The 14,513-nt window shown below is 55.3% G+C and carries 19 protein-coding genes and 1 tRNA gene; 11 read left to right on the forward strand and 9 right to left on the reverse strand.

Annotated elements, in window-relative coordinates:
• Nucleotides 1-48: 48 nt before the first annotated feature.
• From JZM60_RS16490 to galU, 7 genes are all read left to right on the forward strand, one after another.
• Nucleotides 49-366 (forward strand): YggT family protein, encoded by a 318-nt coding sequence (locus tag JZM60_RS16490; RefSeq protein ID WP_207163474.1) that lies wholly within the window; start codon nucleotides 49-51, stop codon nucleotides 364-366.
• A complete protein-coding gene (locus JZM60_RS16495; RefSeq protein ID WP_207163475.1) occupies nucleotides 363-812 on the forward strand; it encodes a DivIVA domain-containing protein in 450 nt (149 codons plus the stop codon). Before JZM60_RS16490 ends, JZM60_RS16495 begins: the two co-directional genes overlap by 4 nt.
• Nucleotides 802-1,125, forward strand: a complete 324-nt coding sequence (locus tag JZM60_RS16500) for a DUF167 domain-containing protein (RefSeq protein ID WP_207163476.1) — start codon at nucleotides 802-804, stop codon at nucleotides 1,123-1,125. The genes JZM60_RS16495 and JZM60_RS16500 overlap by 11 nt, the downstream gene beginning before the upstream one ends.
• 80 nt (nucleotides 1,126-1,205) lie before the next feature.
• Complete coding sequence (locus tag JZM60_RS16505) at nucleotides 1,206-1,457, forward strand: FmdB family zinc ribbon protein (RefSeq protein ID WP_207163477.1); 252 nt, start codon at nucleotides 1,206-1,208, stop codon at nucleotides 1,455-1,457.
• Between the two features lie 209 nt (nucleotides 1,458-1,666).
• A complete protein-coding gene (locus tag JZM60_RS16510; protein ID WP_207163478.1) occupies nucleotides 1,667-2,314 on the forward strand; it encodes a methylenetetrahydrofolate reductase C-terminal domain-containing protein in 648 nt (215 codons plus the stop codon).
• A gap of 13 nt (nucleotides 2,315-2,327) precedes the next feature.
• Nucleotides 2,328-3,215, forward strand: a complete 888-nt coding sequence (locus JZM60_RS16515) for a methylenetetrahydrofolate reductase (RefSeq protein WP_207163479.1) — start codon at nucleotides 2,328-2,330, stop codon at nucleotides 3,213-3,215.
• 18 nt (nucleotides 3,216-3,233) lie between these two features.
• Nucleotides 3,234-4,109 (forward strand): UTP--glucose-1-phosphate uridylyltransferase GalU, encoded by an 876-nt coding sequence (gene galU / locus JZM60_RS16520; RefSeq protein WP_207163480.1) that lies wholly within the window; start codon nucleotides 3,234-3,236, stop codon nucleotides 4,107-4,109.
• Nucleotides 4,110-4,115: 6 nt separating this feature from the next.
• On the opposite strand, the gene JZM60_RS16525 is transcribed toward galU, so the two are convergent.
• Nucleotides 4,116-5,009: an energy transducer TonB gene (locus JZM60_RS16525; protein WP_207163481.1), complete on the reverse strand. Its 894-nt coding sequence runs from the start codon at nucleotides 5,007-5,009 to the stop codon at nucleotides 4,116-4,118.
• Between the two features lie 66 nt (nucleotides 5,010-5,075).
• The gene (locus tag JZM60_RS16530) at nucleotides 5,076-5,654 is read right to left on the reverse strand and encodes a TMEM165/GDT1 family protein (protein WP_207163482.1); all 579 of its coding nucleotides are present in this window, start codon (nucleotides 5,652-5,654) and stop codon (nucleotides 5,076-5,078) included.
• A 410-nt stretch (nucleotides 5,655-6,064) separates the two neighbouring features.
• On the opposite strand from JZM60_RS16530, the gene htpX reads away from it, so the two are divergent.
• On the forward strand, nucleotides 6,065-6,925 hold the full coding sequence (gene htpX / locus JZM60_RS16535) for a zinc metalloprotease HtpX (RefSeq protein ID WP_207165645.1): 861 nt from the start codon (nucleotides 6,065-6,067) through the stop codon (nucleotides 6,923-6,925).
• 78 nt (nucleotides 6,926-7,003) lie between these two features.
• Nucleotides 7,004-7,942 (forward strand): TerC family protein, encoded by a 939-nt coding sequence (locus JZM60_RS16540; protein ID WP_207163483.1) that lies wholly within the window; start codon nucleotides 7,004-7,006, stop codon nucleotides 7,940-7,942.
• 24 nt (nucleotides 7,943-7,966) lie between these two features.
• Here JZM60_RS16540 and JZM60_RS16545 read toward each other — a convergent pair whose 3' ends face one another.
• Together JZM60_RS16545 and JZM60_RS16550 are read right to left on the reverse strand one after the other, a co-directional pair.
• On the reverse strand, nucleotides 7,967-9,007 hold the full coding sequence (locus tag JZM60_RS16545) for an AI-2E family transporter (RefSeq protein WP_241426306.1): 1,041 nt from the start codon (nucleotides 9,005-9,007) through the stop codon (nucleotides 7,967-7,969).
• Between the two features lie 55 nt (nucleotides 9,008-9,062).
• A complete protein-coding gene (locus tag JZM60_RS16550) occupies nucleotides 9,063-10,406 on the reverse strand; it encodes a hemolysin family protein (protein ID WP_207163485.1) in 1,344 nt (447 codons plus the stop codon).
• Between the two features lie 139 nt (nucleotides 10,407-10,545).
• On the opposite strand from JZM60_RS16550, the gene JZM60_RS16555 reads away from it, so the two are divergent.
• Nucleotides 10,546-10,983, forward strand: a complete 438-nt coding sequence (locus JZM60_RS16555) for an FxLYD domain-containing protein (RefSeq protein WP_207163486.1) — start codon at nucleotides 10,546-10,548, stop codon at nucleotides 10,981-10,983.
• 6 nt (nucleotides 10,984-10,989) lie between these two features.
• Here the strand turns inward: JZM60_RS16555 and JZM60_RS16560 are convergent, their stop codons facing one another.
• Together JZM60_RS16560 and JZM60_RS16565 are read right to left on the reverse strand one after the other, a co-directional pair.
• Nucleotides 10,990-11,667 (reverse strand): rhomboid family intramembrane serine protease, encoded by a 678-nt coding sequence (locus JZM60_RS16560; RefSeq protein WP_241426307.1) that lies wholly within the window; start codon nucleotides 11,665-11,667, stop codon nucleotides 10,990-10,992.
• A 67-nt stretch (nucleotides 11,668-11,734) separates the two neighbouring features.
• Nucleotides 11,735-12,529 carry a DsbC family protein gene (locus JZM60_RS16565; RefSeq protein ID WP_207163488.1) on the reverse strand — a complete coding sequence of 265 codons (795 nt, stop codon included), beginning with the start codon at nucleotides 12,527-12,529 and terminating at the stop codon, nucleotides 11,735-11,737.
• Between the two features lie 193 nt (nucleotides 12,530-12,722).
• Here JZM60_RS16565 and JZM60_RS16570 point away from each other — a divergent pair.
• Nucleotides 12,723-12,820: transfer RNA gene (locus JZM60_RS16570), tRNA-Sec, on the forward strand.
• 175 nt (nucleotides 12,821-12,995) lie between these two features.
• Here the strand turns inward: JZM60_RS16570 and JZM60_RS16575 are convergent.
• From JZM60_RS16575 to JZM60_RS16585, 3 genes are all read right to left on the reverse strand, one after another.
• The gene (locus JZM60_RS16575) at nucleotides 12,996-13,517 is read right to left on the reverse strand and encodes a MerR family transcriptional regulator (protein ID WP_207163489.1); all 522 of its coding nucleotides are present in this window, start codon (nucleotides 13,515-13,517) and stop codon (nucleotides 12,996-12,998) included.
• 57 nt (nucleotides 13,518-13,574) lie between these two features.
• Nucleotides 13,575-13,754, reverse strand: a complete 180-nt coding sequence (locus tag JZM60_RS16580) for a MerR family transcriptional regulator (protein WP_241426309.1) — start codon at nucleotides 13,752-13,754, stop codon at nucleotides 13,575-13,577.
• A gap of 154 nt (nucleotides 13,755-13,908) precedes the next feature.
• Nucleotides 13,909-14,511: a GNAT family N-acetyltransferase gene (locus JZM60_RS16585; protein WP_207163491.1), complete on the reverse strand. Its 603-nt coding sequence runs from the start codon at nucleotides 14,509-14,511 to the stop codon at nucleotides 13,909-13,911.
• Nucleotides 14,512-14,513: the final 2 nt, after the last annotated feature.

The raw sequence follows: 14,513 nt of genomic DNA on the forward strand, positions 1-14,513 counted from the left end.
TTTCCTGTATAACGCGGCAGTCGTTCATCCATCACCAAGGGGCACGTCATGTTCGTGTTTGCCAATTTTCTGCTTGCTGTCGCCAAGGTTGCCGACATCCTCCTGACCATCTATCTCTACATCCTTATCGCACGGGCGATTATCTCCTGGGTAAATCCCGACCCATACAATCCGATCGTAAACTTCCTCTACCGGAGCACCGAACCGGTTCTCTCCCGTGTCCGCAGATTCCTGCCCGACATGGGTGGACTCGATCTCTCGCCGATCATAGTTCTTGTTGCAATTTACTTTCTCCAAAGCTTCCTCGTGCGCAGCATTTATGATCTGGCCTACAAGATGAAACTCGGAATGGGGGGCATGCCTTGAGAATAACTCCAATAGACATCCAGCAACAACAGTTCAAGGGGAAGATGCTCGGCGGACTGGACCCGCAGGAGGTTGATGCCTTCCTTCAGACCGTTGCGGAAGAAATGGAAAGCCTGGTAAGGGAGAACACCGAACTCAAGGAGCAGTGCAAAAGGGCCGCTGCCGACATGGAACAACTGGCCCAGCAGGAAAAGAACCTGCGTGAAACCATGCTCGCCGCTCAGAAAATCACCGAAGAAATGAAGGCAAACGCCCAAAAGGAAGCCTCGCTTCTCATTTCCGAGGCAGAAGTGAAGGCGGAGAAAATTGTGGCCGACGCCGAACGGCGCCTGGCGCAACTCAATGACCAGATTCAGGATATCCGTCGGCAACGACTCCAGTTCGAAAGCTCATTCAAGGCGTTGCTCGACACCCACTACAAAATGCTCGCACTCGATGAAGAGTAACCCTCCCACCGACGAGTTACGGATTACGGAAAATCCGGGCGGTGTCACCTTCTCTGTACATGTTCAGCCAAGGGCCTCAAGAAACGGAATTTGCGGCATCCAGGGAGATGCCATCAAACTCCGACTAACATCCCCCCCCGTTGAAGGCGAGGCGAACCGACTCTGCATCGAATATCTCGCAAAACTCCTCAAGGTCCCCAAATCCGCCATTCAAATCATCGCAGGTGACAAATCCCGTCACAAGACATTGAGGATCGCCGGCGTCACGGCCGAGGAGATTCGCTCTCTCCTTCTCCACAATGCCTCCGGCTGACAATCGCTCTTGCCCCAGGGTTGACAAAATCCGGCACTAATTATTATATTGAAGTCTGATTAACGCAGGAGGTTTGAAAAATGCCACTCTACGAATACCAGTGCACCAAATGCAACAAGCAGTTTGAACTGCGCCAGAAGTTTTCCGACGAACCGGCGAAGGAATGCCCTTCGTGCGGTGCCCCGGTGCAGAAACTCATCTCCCAGTCAGGATTCGCCCTCAAGGGGGGCGGCTGGTACGCCGAAGGTTACAACAGCAGCGGTGAGAAGGCAAAGGCGCCGGCCTGCGCTTCAGGCGGAAGCTGCGCAGGCTGCCCGTCGGCGGCCGCATAAATACATACTTTATCCGGCCTGTTCATTCATAGTTTCATAAAACGCGCAGTACCCGCACCCATAACCATTAATCGACTCTCCAGCGAGCATAGGCATGGGCCACGCCGCTCGGCAGACACCCTTAAGACGGCGAAAATGCGGATACAAAGGCCGAGCAGTCGCATTGTGCTTAACGGTCCGAAACCCGGATTTCCCGTTGCGGATCCGTTATGATTGTCAGTAAACAGAAACCGTTTACCGAAATCCTCGCCACACTGGAGCCCGTTTCCCGCATTTTCCTTATCGGCTGCGCAAAATGCGCCACGGTCTGCAAGTCCGGGGGAGAGGAACAGCTCTGGCAAATGCAGGAGGACCTCACTGCCGCGGGGAAGGAAGTCACCGGCTCCCTCGTAATCGATGAGGCCTGCCACATGCTGCGTGTTCAGCGCGACCTAAGGAGCAAGGGAGAGCAGGTAAAAAACGCCGAAGCGCTTCTTGTGCTTGCCTGCGGCGCCGGGGTCCAGTCGGTTTCCACCGCCTCCGACCGGTTGACCGTGGCCGGCCTCGACACTCTATTCCTCGGCAACATCCGCCGGTTCGGACAGTTCGAGCAGCGTTGTTCACTCTGCGGCCACTGCATCCTCAACGAAACGGGGGGCATATGCCCGGTTACCATCTGCCCGAAGGGGCTTCTGAACGGCCCGTGCGGCGGCATGGACGAAGGTAAATGCGAAGTAAACCCGGAAGCCGAGTGCGCGTGGTGCCAGATTTACCAGCGCCTCCACGACCGGGGCGAACAGGCCCCGCTCTCCGCCGCAAATCCTCCTCGCGATTTTTCCAGAAATCTCAGGCCCGGAAGCCTGAAACTGGAAAAGTGAAAAGTTTCCCCCCATGACATCAATCCTTCGCAGAAAACTCGATGCAGGCAATTTTGTCGTAACGGCCGAAGTCTGCCCCCCAAAGGGATGCGACTGCGGCGAATTCAGGGAAAAATCGCACGCCCTCGGGAAGATCGTTGATGCCGTCAACGTTACCGACAACCAGGGGGCGAACGTGCGGATCTCCCCCCTTGCCCCGGCCGCACTGCTGCTCAGGGACGGAATCGAACCGATCATGCAGCTCACCTGCAGGGACCGGAACCGGCTGGCCCTTCAAAGCGAGCTTATGGCTGCGGCGGCACTCGGAGTGACCAATGTCCTCGCCCTCACGGGAGACCACATCTCCTTCGGCGACCATCCCGGCGGCAAACCGGTCTTCGACCTGGAATCGGTCCAGCTTCTCCAAACCATTGCCGCCCTGAACTCCGGCCGAGATTTATCCGGCGCCCGGCTCCACGGCTCCACATCTTTTTACGCAGGGGCCGCCGCGGCACCCGCCGCAGAACCATTCGAAATTACACTGCCAAAGCTGGCGAAAAAAGTTGCCGCCGGAGCCGGTTTTTTCCAGACCCAGGCAATCTTCTCCCCCGATTGTCTTGCGCGCTTTGCTGAAGCGGTGCATCCTCTTGGGGCGAAGGTCATTGTCGGTATCCTGCTGCTGAAATCTGCCGGCATGGCCCGTTACGTCACAAACCGTGTCCCCGGCCTCAAGGTACCCGTTGATCTTATCCATGAACTGGAAGACGCCGATCATCCCCTCGATACCGGAGTCGCAATCGCCCGTCGGCTTGTGGCCGCGGCACGCCCCTATTGCGACGGCGTTCATATCATGGCGCTGGGAAAAGAAGAGCTGATTCCGGATATCCTGGCAGGACTGGCACGCGACGACGACCACGACTGAACCGTAAGGAGTCCACCCATGCAGGTTAAAAAAGCTGTTTTCCCGGTAGCGGGACTCGGTACCCGATTTCTTCCCGCCACCAAGGCATCTCCCAAGGAAATGCTTCCGCTCATCGACAAGCCTCTGGTGCAATACGTTGTGGAAGAGGCAGTTGCCGCCGGCATCGAGCAGATACTGTTCGTGACGGGGCGCGGCAAGCGGGCCATTGAGGACCACTTCGACATTTCGTTCGAGCTGGAAGCGCTGCTCCACGAAAAGGGGAAGGACGATACCCTGCGGGAAGTCCGGGACATCGCTGAAATGGTTAACATCTTCTACGTCCGGCAGAAACAGGCGATGGGCCTTGGCCACGCCATCCTCTGCGCCAAGGAGTTCGTAGGGAACGAACCCTTCGCCGTCCTTCTGGGCGATGATATCATCGACGCGGAAACGCCCTGCCTTGGACAGCTTCTGGAGGTCTACCGGAAATACCGGGGATCGGTCCTGGCGCTGGAAAGGGTTCCGGCTGAGAACATTTCCTCCTACGGCTGCGTCAAGGCAAACAGAATTACCGACAGGGTATTCGAAGTAACCGATTTGGTGGAAAAACCAAAGCGGGAAGAAGCTCCTTCAGACATGGCCATCATAGGCCGTTACGTTTTAACCCCAGATATATTTCCGATCCTCGAACGGCAGGAACCGGGCAAGGGGGGAGAGATTCAACTCACTGACGCCCTCCTCAAGCTCGCCAGCGATGAAGCTATCTACGGGTGCCTTTTCGAGGGGATACGCCATGACTGCGGCGACAAGCTGGGATTTTTGAAAGCCACAGTCGATATGGCCCTCAAGAGGGACGAATTCAACCCGGAATTTGCGGAGTATCTGCGAAAACGACTGGAAGATATGGAGAGTTGAAGGAAGTCAGCGGAGAGATCTGCTGACTCCGCGAACAATGCCATACTGGAAAAATGCAATCAGATTGAAGGTATCTTTCTGGTATCCCCGCGGGAACGGCCCTACCGGTCCCACCATACGCAGGGTACGCAGCACCTCGTCATCGAGGATTCTGCTCCCCGAACTTTGCAGGATTTCATATTTAACAATGGCGCCACTGCGGTTGAACGTTATCTTTACCGGCGTTACCCCCTCGACACCAAGCCTGGCCGCTTCCTGGGGGTAGCGCCAGACCCCATAGATGGCGTTCTCGAACCGGCGCAGGAACGAACCGAACTGAATGTCGTCGGTATCGAGAAACTTCGTATCCCCTTCCGCCACTTCATCCCGGTACTTTTTCCGGTAACTCTCCTCAACTTTTGCAAGGCGCTGAGCACTGGGCATTAGCTGATCCAGGCCAGGGGCGTCAGTTGTCGCGCGGGGTCTCAGTATTCCGGAACCGCTGGGTGCCTCCCGGGCGGGAACCTCCCCCTCTCTATCCTTTGTCACCGCCGCATCTTCGTTGGATTGCCGGGGAGATTTCGCTGCTGGGGGTGATGGTGCCGACGGACGCTGAGGCAAGGTTCTCGCGCTGGGAGGCACTGAAGCTATGCGATCCCGTTCGCGCTCGCCTCTCGGCGCCGTCTCCTGCGGCACCCGCCTTGCCTGTTCCGCCTGGTGACGGGCCGGCCTTCCCTTAGCTTCGGGGGACGGAAGCGTGCTCAAATCCGGCAGGTCCTCCAGATCGATCATGATCGGTTCCTGCCTCAGCACGGGCTTTGATTCCGGAAACAGGACAATCAGCGCAAAAACGCCGGCGTGGAGGGCCAACGAAAGGGCAACAAGGTAAAGAAAGGATTTTTCGACATAATTATCGTGCATCAGGCTCTCTGCCGGTTCAGGTATCCGCTGTTCATTGTACGGTTGCCATACCGAAAAATCAATGGATCAGGGAGCGGCCACGACCTGATAGAGGATGATAATTCCGAACAAGAAGAAAAGAAGCCCCGCAGCCTTGTGGATGGTTGCGAGGGGTACCACGCGCATTAACTGGCGACCTAAAAAGATGCCGATAAGGGAAACGAGCCAGAGCGCCAGGGTTGAACCGGTGAATACGGCCAGGGTGGAATCGTATTGGGCGGCAAGGCTCGTGGTAACGAGCTGGGTCTTGTCTCCCAGTTCCGCAAGAAGAATCATGAAAAAGGACGTGACCACCGGACCACGGGCCGAGGCGCGCTTCCCGTCCCCATCTTCATGGTCCTCACCCCCGCGGAAAGTGGTAATGCCGAAGAACAGGAACAGAACTCCCGAGACAAGTTTGATCCAGAAAAGCGGAAGAATAGCGAAAAGAAGTTTTCCGATCAGCACCGCTCCGAGGTTCAGAACGGCAAAGGCAACAGCAATACCGATGAAAACCTTCTTCCAGGGGTAGCGGGTTGCAAGGGCCATGGCGGTCAGCTGGGTTTTGTCCCCCAACTCAGCCAGGAAAATGATACCGAATGTTGTCACGAGCACAGCGCTATCCACTGATCCTCCCCAAAAAGTTTAAATGTGTTATTGCGGCTGCCGTTCCAGCCGTTGCAATTACCAGTAAAAGGGGAAATGCTATAGGATTACCCCGCTAAATGCAAGAACCGGTATTTCCCCGAGGAAAACCCTTGACATGAAGAGAGTGAATCATTAACCTGTTAGAAGTTAAAGGGGAGTAGCAAACGGTCCGCAAGACCGACCCAAAGCTCGTCACCACGGTGGAAACACCCGGGCCAGGGGCTTCCGACTTCGTCGAAGCATGCAAGACCTTTATCCAAGGCCAATTAACGCCGCGGGTAAAGGTCTTTTTTGTTTGCCCCGGCAAAACCCTAACGCGCTGTTGTCACAGCCCTTGAAATTAAAGTGCATACCGACAACCGCAGCGCAAACGGAGGAATAGAGTTATGATGAACCGATTCAAGACAACACTGCTCCTGACCCTTCTCACCCTCCTCATGGTGGCCATGGGGAGCGCCATCGGCGGCAAGTCCGGAATGGTCTTCGCCTTCTTCATGGCCTGCGCCATGAACTTCTTCTCCTACTGGTTCTCGGACAAGATAGTCCTCAAGATGTACGGAGCCCGGGAAATCACAGAGGCGGAGAATCCTGCTTTCTATGGCATGATCCGGAGGCTTGCGACCCAAGGGAACCTGCCGATGCCGCGAGTCTACGTGATCCCCAGCGACAGCCCTAACGCCTTCGCCACGGGGCGCAACCCGAACCATGCCGCAGTCGCCGCCACCGAGGGGATTCTCCGCATCCTGTCCACTGAAGAACTCGAAGGCGTCATGGCCCACGAACTCGCCCACGTAAAGAACCGCGACATCCTCGTCTCCACCATCGCCGCCACCTTTGCGGGGGCAATATCCATGCTGGGCAACATGCTCCAGTGGGCCGCCATGTTCGGCGGCGGCCGCAGCGACGATGACGAGGGTGCCGGCGGGATGATAGGCGGCCTTGCCATGGCGATTATCGCCCCCATCGCGGCAATGCTGATCCAGATGGCGGTTTCCCGCTCCCGTGAATACCTGGCGGACGAGTCGGGCGCACGGATCTGCGGCAACCCACAGGCCCTTGCCAACGCCCTCAAAAAGCTGCAAATGGGCTCGCAGATGATTCCGATGCAGCAGGCGTCCCCCGCATCGGCCCATCTCTTCATTGTGAACCCGCTGACGGGCGGTTCCCTGCTCAACCTCTTCTCCACCCACCCACCGATGGAGGAGCGTATCGCCAGGCTTGAACAGATGGCCTACAACCGGCGCTTCTAACAGGTCCGAACCGTGGAGGTGGTTCCCATACCATCTCCACGGGCACGTTCCCACCACTAATGTTTCCGGAGTAATTTCATGCCAATGCAAACCATGATGTGGCTCGGTTTCGGGGCGGTCATCCTCGTGATGTTCGTCATCGATCTGGGCATTTTCAGCCGCAAGAGCCACGAAATCAAATTTCGTGAAGCACTGTCCTGGACTATCGTCTGGGTTTCCCTGGCGCTTGCCTTCAACGTCTGGATCTATTTTGAAATGGGGTCCACCAAAGCTCTTGAATTTTTCACGGGCTACCTCATCGAGCAATCACTGTCGGTGGATAACCTGTTCGTTTTCATAATGATCTTCTCCTACTTCCACATTACCAAGGCCCACCAGCCAAAGGTCCTCAAATGGGGCATCCTCGGCGCCCTCATCATGAGGGGGATATTCATAATTACCGGCATTGAACTACTGGAACGGTTTCACTGGATTATGTACGTCTTCGGCGGGATTCTGGTAATAACGGGTCTCAAGATGGCTTTTGGCGGGGAAGAGAAGGTTGATCCGGAGAAAAACTTCCTTGTCCGTCTCGTACGCAAATTCGTACCGATCACAAAGCGCATCCGCGATGACCGGTTCTTCATCAACAAGGGGGGGGTCCGGGCCGCCACTCCGCTGTTCCTGGCCGTAGTGATGATCGAGTCCAGCGACCTGATTTTTGCCGTCGACTCAATCCCGGCGGTTCTGGCGGTAAGCCATGATCCGTTCATCGTTTATACGTCAAACGTTTTCGCGATCATGGGCCTGCGGTCCCTTTACTATCTGCTCTCCAACGTCATAGACATGTTCGTGTACCTCAAACTGGGAGTTTCCGTCATTCTCGTCTACGTGGGAGCAAAAATGCTGCTGGTGGATATCTACCATATCCCCATCATCTTCTCGCTCGGTACCATTGTGGGAGTGCTGCTGATTTCCATCCTGACTTCGGTCACCATCGGCAATAAGCGGGCCAAGGCCGCACACCGGCCCATATAGCAGACATCCTTGGCGTGGGGGCAGTCACGAATTGCCCCCACCCGCCCCTTTACCCCTCGTTTCGACTTCTCCCCGATACATCTCGAACAGCGCCAGGAAGAGTGCAAGCACGATAGGCCCCACGACGGCCCCCAGGAGCCCGAACGATGCAAGGCCGCCAAGACCGCCGATGGCAATGACCAGGACCGGCAGCTTTGCCTTGCCGCTGATGAAAAACGGCTTGATCACGTTATCGATGGAACTGACCGCCAGCACCCCCCAGACTATGAGCCCGGCTCCTCTCGCAATCTCACCGTTGGCCAGAAGATAGAGCGCACCCGGAAGCCAGACAAGTCCTGTCCCCACCACCGGTATAAGTGCACAGACAGCCATTATGGCCCCAAAGAGAATCGGCGAAGGGAGCCCGGCCACCCAGAACCCCAGACCGCCGAGGGCCCCCTGCACGAGGCAGGTGAGAAAGACACCGTACATGACCGCCCGCAGGACGCGGCGGATGGTATCGACAAGAACCTTTTTGTTCTCTTCCGTAAGGGGGATAATCGCAAGAACGTGCCGTTGGACGTTTTCTCCATCCCTATAGATAAAGAAGAGGGTGATAACCATCAGGATCAGTTCGATGATGAAGACAAAGACGTTCTTTATAAGCTCCTTGGAATAGCCGAACACCTTTGTGGCCACTTCCTTCATCTCGGGAAAGAGCCTGCTGTCGATCTCAAAGCTCAAGGGGCCGGTATATGCCTCGATACGATTGAGCCACGGCTTGACAACAGCATGCTTCTGAATGCTTTCCACCAGGGATTTGCCCCCGTCGGCCGCGATTTTTTCCAGAAAGCCGTATGCCACGGTCGCTTCCTGAACGAGAAAAAAAGTAAGCCCCACAAAGGGAATAACCAGGGTGAGCACCACTGCGGGGGTCATGATGCCCGCGGCAACCGTGTCCCGTCCCCCCACCCCTGCGCGCAGCCGCCGGTAGAGTGGAAATGTCAGAACCCCGATCACTCCGGCCCATCCCAATGATGGCAGAAACGGCGCGACAATGGAGAAGACCACGTAAAAAATGATCACACAGAAGAAAAATGCCAGCAGTGAGTAAAAGTAGCCCCTGTCCATCGCTCTCGCCTCAATCCAGCTTTGTCGTGGAAATTTCGTCATCGGCCCCCCGAGGCGCCGTCTCAACTATCCGTACTTTTACGACTGCCGTCTTTTTAACCTCTTCGCAGACAAGGGTGAAGCGATCCCATTCGACGCGCTCCCCCTTTTCGGGGAAACGGCCCAGCCGGTCAAGGATCAAACCAGCCAGGGTGTCGTAGGGGGCATCTTCGTCAAGCTTTATCCCCAGGTTCTCCGCAAGATCTCCGATGGAAAAGAGCGCATCTACAAGGAGGCTGCCGTCCGGCAGGCGCTGGATGCTCCCCGGTTCCTCGATGTCGTGCTCATCCTCGATCTCGCCCACGAGCTCCTCCAACAGGTCCTCGGTGGTGGCCAGACCGCTGATACCCCCGTATTCGTCCACCACAAGGGCCATGTGGATGCATTTGCGCTGCATCTCTTTCAGCAGATCGTTCACCATCTTTCCTTCAGGGACGTAAAACGTGGGGCGGATAATGGACTCAATGTCGAAGGAAGGGTTGCTCACAATCCCGCCAAGCATATCCTTGCCGTGAATGAAGCCGGCCACATTCTCGATACTCCCCCGGTAAACGGGGTAACGGGAGTATTTGTTGTCAACTACCGTCCTGACCAGCTCTTCGCTCGGAAGCCCCAGATCGAGGGCGACAATCCGGGTGCGCGGAACCATCACCTCCCGGACACAGGTATGGGTAAAATCGAAAATATTGCGGATGAACTCGTTTTCCGTGGAGCTGAAAACTCCGGCCTCATGGCCCTCCGCCACAATATGCTGGACATCCTCCCTGGTGACGAAGCCCTGGTCGCCCCGGGCTTTTATCCCCATCATGGCGAGGACCATCCTGTTGGAAAACGTGAGGATGTTCACAACTATTCCGGCGGCCTGCGCCATGAACCGGATCGGTTTGGCCACATGAAGTGCCATGCGGTCCGCGTACTGAAGAGCCAGGGTCTTGGGAACAAGCTCGCCGAATACGAGCGAGAGGTAGGAAATCAGGATGACCACGATTCCGAGGGCAATCGGTTCGGCAGCCTGCTGGACAAACACAACCGGGCTGGCCGCCAGCAGCGGCTTGAGATAACGGACTGCCGTTGCGCCACCCACCGCCGATGCAAGGGACCCCACCAGGGTTACCCCAACCTGAACCGTGGCAAGAAAGCGGTGCGGGTCGTTCTGCAACTGTTCTACGATGATTGCCTTCGGGTCGCCGTCGGCAACCAGTTGGGCAATTCTGCTCTTTCGTGCGGAAATAATGGCAAGTTCTGAACCGGCAAAAAAACCGTTGCCGATAATCAGGAGGAATATGACGGCCAACTCACCTAAGACTGACTCCAAACGATGCCTCCATTAGATTTGCTTGCGGCTTGCATTACATGCAAAAATTGATGGTTGAATAGTAACATACTCTTGTAATAGTTAAACTGTTACGAATAGGGCCGTTGCGGCCGCTACCGCCAACATCGGGGGATACTTCATGAGATTACGCCACGTTGCCATGCTTATGCTTCTGCTTTTCATGACCGGATGCGCCACAACTGAACAGGCAGCCATCCCCGGCATGTCCTACCCCAACAGCCACACGACATACGACATGCAGTTTGCCTGGAAATCAGCCATGGGCCAAGCAGACATCACCATCAGCGGAACAATGAAGAATCAAAGCTATTACTACATTACCGAACCGGAGCTTACGGCAGCTCTCCTTGACCGTGACGGTAGAATCATTGCGCAGGGGACATTCATCTTCTTCCCGCATCAGATGGCCCTTGACGAAACCGCCCCGTTCGTCGTCCGGATTCCATTAACGGAAGGCCAGATTCCTGACCGCATCAGATTTACCTACCGTTACCGCCTCGCAGAAGAAGGCCGGTCCGGCGCTCCAAGATTTCACAGCTTCGACGCAAACCCGTAAGCGTCCCTACAAACGCCTGTAGCCGCCGCGACGCTTCACCCCCAATATCCCGACAAAAGCCACACCGGCCACGAACCCTCCGATGTGGGCAAAATAGGCGACGCCCCCCCGCAGGAACTCCCCTCCCCCCAGCCAGTTGGCATTCAGGAACTGGATGAGAACCCAGTAGCCGATAATCAGGAACGCCGGCACCTCGATAAACGTGAAGAAGAAAATAATCGGCACAAGGGTAAGTATCCGCGCACGGGGAAAGAGAAGCAGATATGCGCCCATGACCCCGGCCACGGCGCCGCTGGCCCCCACCATCGGGATATTGGAGCCCGGGGCGCTCGCAACCTGGGCAAAGGCGGCAACAAGTCCACAGGTAAAATAGAAAACGATGAACCGCATCCGCCCGAGGACATCTTCGACATTATTGCCGAATATCCAGAGGTAGAGCATGTTCGAACCGATGTGAAGCCAGTTGCCATGGAGAAACATGGAGCTGAAAATGGTAGGCCACGCAAGCAGAGGATGCGAGATGAGCGAAACCGGCACAAGGGCGTAATCTGAACTGAGCCCTCCAACGAACTGTCTCGTTCGGATAACCCCCCGTGCGGTTTCAACGAGCAGCGGCTCGTAATGGCCGGAGAGCCGGTCGTAAAAGAAAACCAGGACATTCAGAACGATAAACACGACGCTCACCAGGGGAAAGCGTCGTGTCGGATTATAGTCCTTCAGCGGAATCAAAGCCGGCTACCCTGCCCTTCGATTATTTCGACTGTTCCTCTTCCTCGCACACCTTCGGCTCATTGGCAGCCGTTCCCGGTCTGACGTTGCACTTGCCGATCACTTTCTCGATAAGCTGGATGTTCGCCCCGTTCACAAAGGTTCCATCAACCCAGAAGGCAGGCGTAGACTGGATGCCCAGCTTGGCAGCCACAGCTTTGTGATAGTTGAGCAACCCTTTATCATCATAGGGCTTGTTCAATCGATCGCTATTTTTGTCAAGCTCCCCCGAATAAACCTCCCAAAGGGCGAGTTCCTTGTCTTCAGCCGACAGGATATAACGCACCTTCTTTTCGGCGTCCTTATGCATCGCAAGGGGGAGGAAGAATACATAACGGGTCACATCGGGACGGTTCCCCCAGTACTCATGCATCTTCCGGCAGAAAGGGCAATCGGGGTCCGTTATCTCAATCACCACGTGCTTGCCGTTTCCCACCTTCACCGCCTTAGCCTTGTCGGCATCGGTGATAAGCTTGAATCGCCCGGCAGTGAGGCGAGTGCGGGCCTCGGCAGTCAGATTTTTCCCCTCGCGTGTGAATAGGTCGCCGACAAAAACATGGCCGGTTTTCACATTGATGTAAAGCACGTTGCCGTCAGCCACAACCTCGTAAAAATCTTCGATTTCGGTTTTTGTCACCTCTGAAGCCGGAAGTTTTGGAAAAAGCCGTTTTATAGCCGCCTCCGGGGCTTCCTCCCTGGGTGCCCCAAAGGCAGTCGTAGTGGCAAGGCAAGCCGCCAACGAAAGGATTCCCATAAATCGTAACTGCTTAAATTGCATAATTCCTCCGGGCCCAATACTGAGAATTCAAGTAACACCGATATTCTTCAAGCAAATTGATATCATTTAACACCATATTCATCAAGCCGCATACAAAAAAGACTTGTTGCACCGCCAAGAAACAGCGACAAAACAATATATGTAAAATTGAGTATTGTGTTGTGGCGTGAAATATCCTATTTTTAAAACATCTGGAAGCACGTCGGTCGCTGGTGGGCCGCCCGGTCTTCAAAACCGGTGGGGGGGATGAGAAATCTCCCCGGTGGGTTCGATTCCCATGTGCTTCCGCCATTATATATCCAACGCCGTCCGGCACAATCCATGAAGCCCTGAGAAATCAGGGCTTTTTCTTGTTCCAACATTCAGCGATGTTTGGCTTGATCTGATGGTATCCATGGTTTTTGGTGGTATTTTTAAGGTTATACCATCAAGGAACCGAGGCGAATTGACCTTATCGCAGGCAATTTTAAAATCCTTCCGCAGACCGTTCCCGAATTATCTTTGCTTCTTCTTCCGTAATTCCAAGCCCCAACAAAAACTGGTGATGTGCTTCTGGTGCCCGTTTTTCGAATTCAGCATGCCAGCGGCACATTGCCGCTTCATCCATTCCAGCGGCTCTCAACATTTCAATCCAAGCCGGTTTGTCTATCGGTGCTTCTCCAAAAGCCTTAACCTTCAGGACTTTCGCAATGAACATCTGCTGGGAGTGCAGTGCGCGAATTTCATCACCGATTTCAAGCAGGCGTTTCTGAAGAATCATATCGTTTGAATCTTCATCCATGGAAAGAACTCGGTTGATATCCTCAATGGTCAAACCGGCATGGCGAAAGTTGCAGATACGGGATAGACGGTCTCGGTCTTGCTGCGAATACATCCGATAACCGGCATCGCTCCGCCCAGATGGTGTGAGCAAGCCTATCCGGTCGTAATACAGTAGCGTGCTACGGGACAGTCCGAACTGGCGGGCCAGTTCAGTTATGCGATACATAGAACCTCCGGCAACATAAAGGGAAGCCCCCGATGACGGCACCGGAGGCTTCCTATGTTATGCGTACTTCCGGCGAATCTCGGCTATCTTGCCTGCCGGAAGCCCAAGCCATTCCAGAAAGCTCTGATGCCCTTCCGGATTCTCCTGTTCAAACAACCGATGCCACTTCTGCATTGCAGCATCATCAAGCCCTATTGCCCGAAACCTCGCTACCCATTCTTCTACGCCAACTTTCATCGACTTTCTCCTTTCAAATATTTTCGCCATGGCCGTGACAAAAACAAGGGTAAAGTGTGAAGCCGTAGACGGGTCAAGTATTTTTCAGCACGTCTGTTCACCATGATTTTTCGGTGAACCGCAGAAGAAAACGAAGGGTCGGAAAACCAGGCAATCAGAGCAATTCCCTGCTCCAGAATTGCATGGGGTGGTCCCGGACGATGCCGTCGGTCTCACGCCAGATGAAGTTAGTGGTTACCCCCGGCAGCCGGGCAAAACCGGTACGGGCAAGGAATCTTGTGATGGGGATGTAGTCGGGCGGGCGCAAGGGATGGTCATCGGGGCGCTCGACCGTGGCGCAGGTGATCTCGCGGTAGCGGCCGAGAGAACGGATGTGGCTTTCCAGCCGGGCGAGCAGCTTATGGCCCAGGCCACAATTGCGGTAGGCCGGGCGAAAGAGCAGTTCCCCGACGTAATATGCATCGTTGAGCGGAAATGTCGTCCCGGCAAAGGCTTCCAGCGTCGAGGCGTCTTCGTGGATAAGGGGCATGCCTGTAGCCGCCCCGATAACCGCATGCCCGTCATACGCAACAATGACGCAGGCATCAGGCGCCTCGGCATACGTATTCAGATATTTGATCTCATCTTCCCTAAGCCCCCGATACAGATAGGGAAACTCCAGGAAGATGTCGAGGCGAAGCGTCGCCAGATCGTCCAGGGCGTCTGCAATGGCAGCCCCGGTCAGCAGTTGCTCGGTAATGTCCTTTGCATGATTCATGT

It is taken from the genome of Geobacter benzoatilyticus, assembly GCF_017338855.1.
Lineage (GTDB): Bacteria > Desulfobacterota > Desulfuromonadia > Geobacterales > Geobacteraceae > Geobacter > Geobacter benzoatilyticus.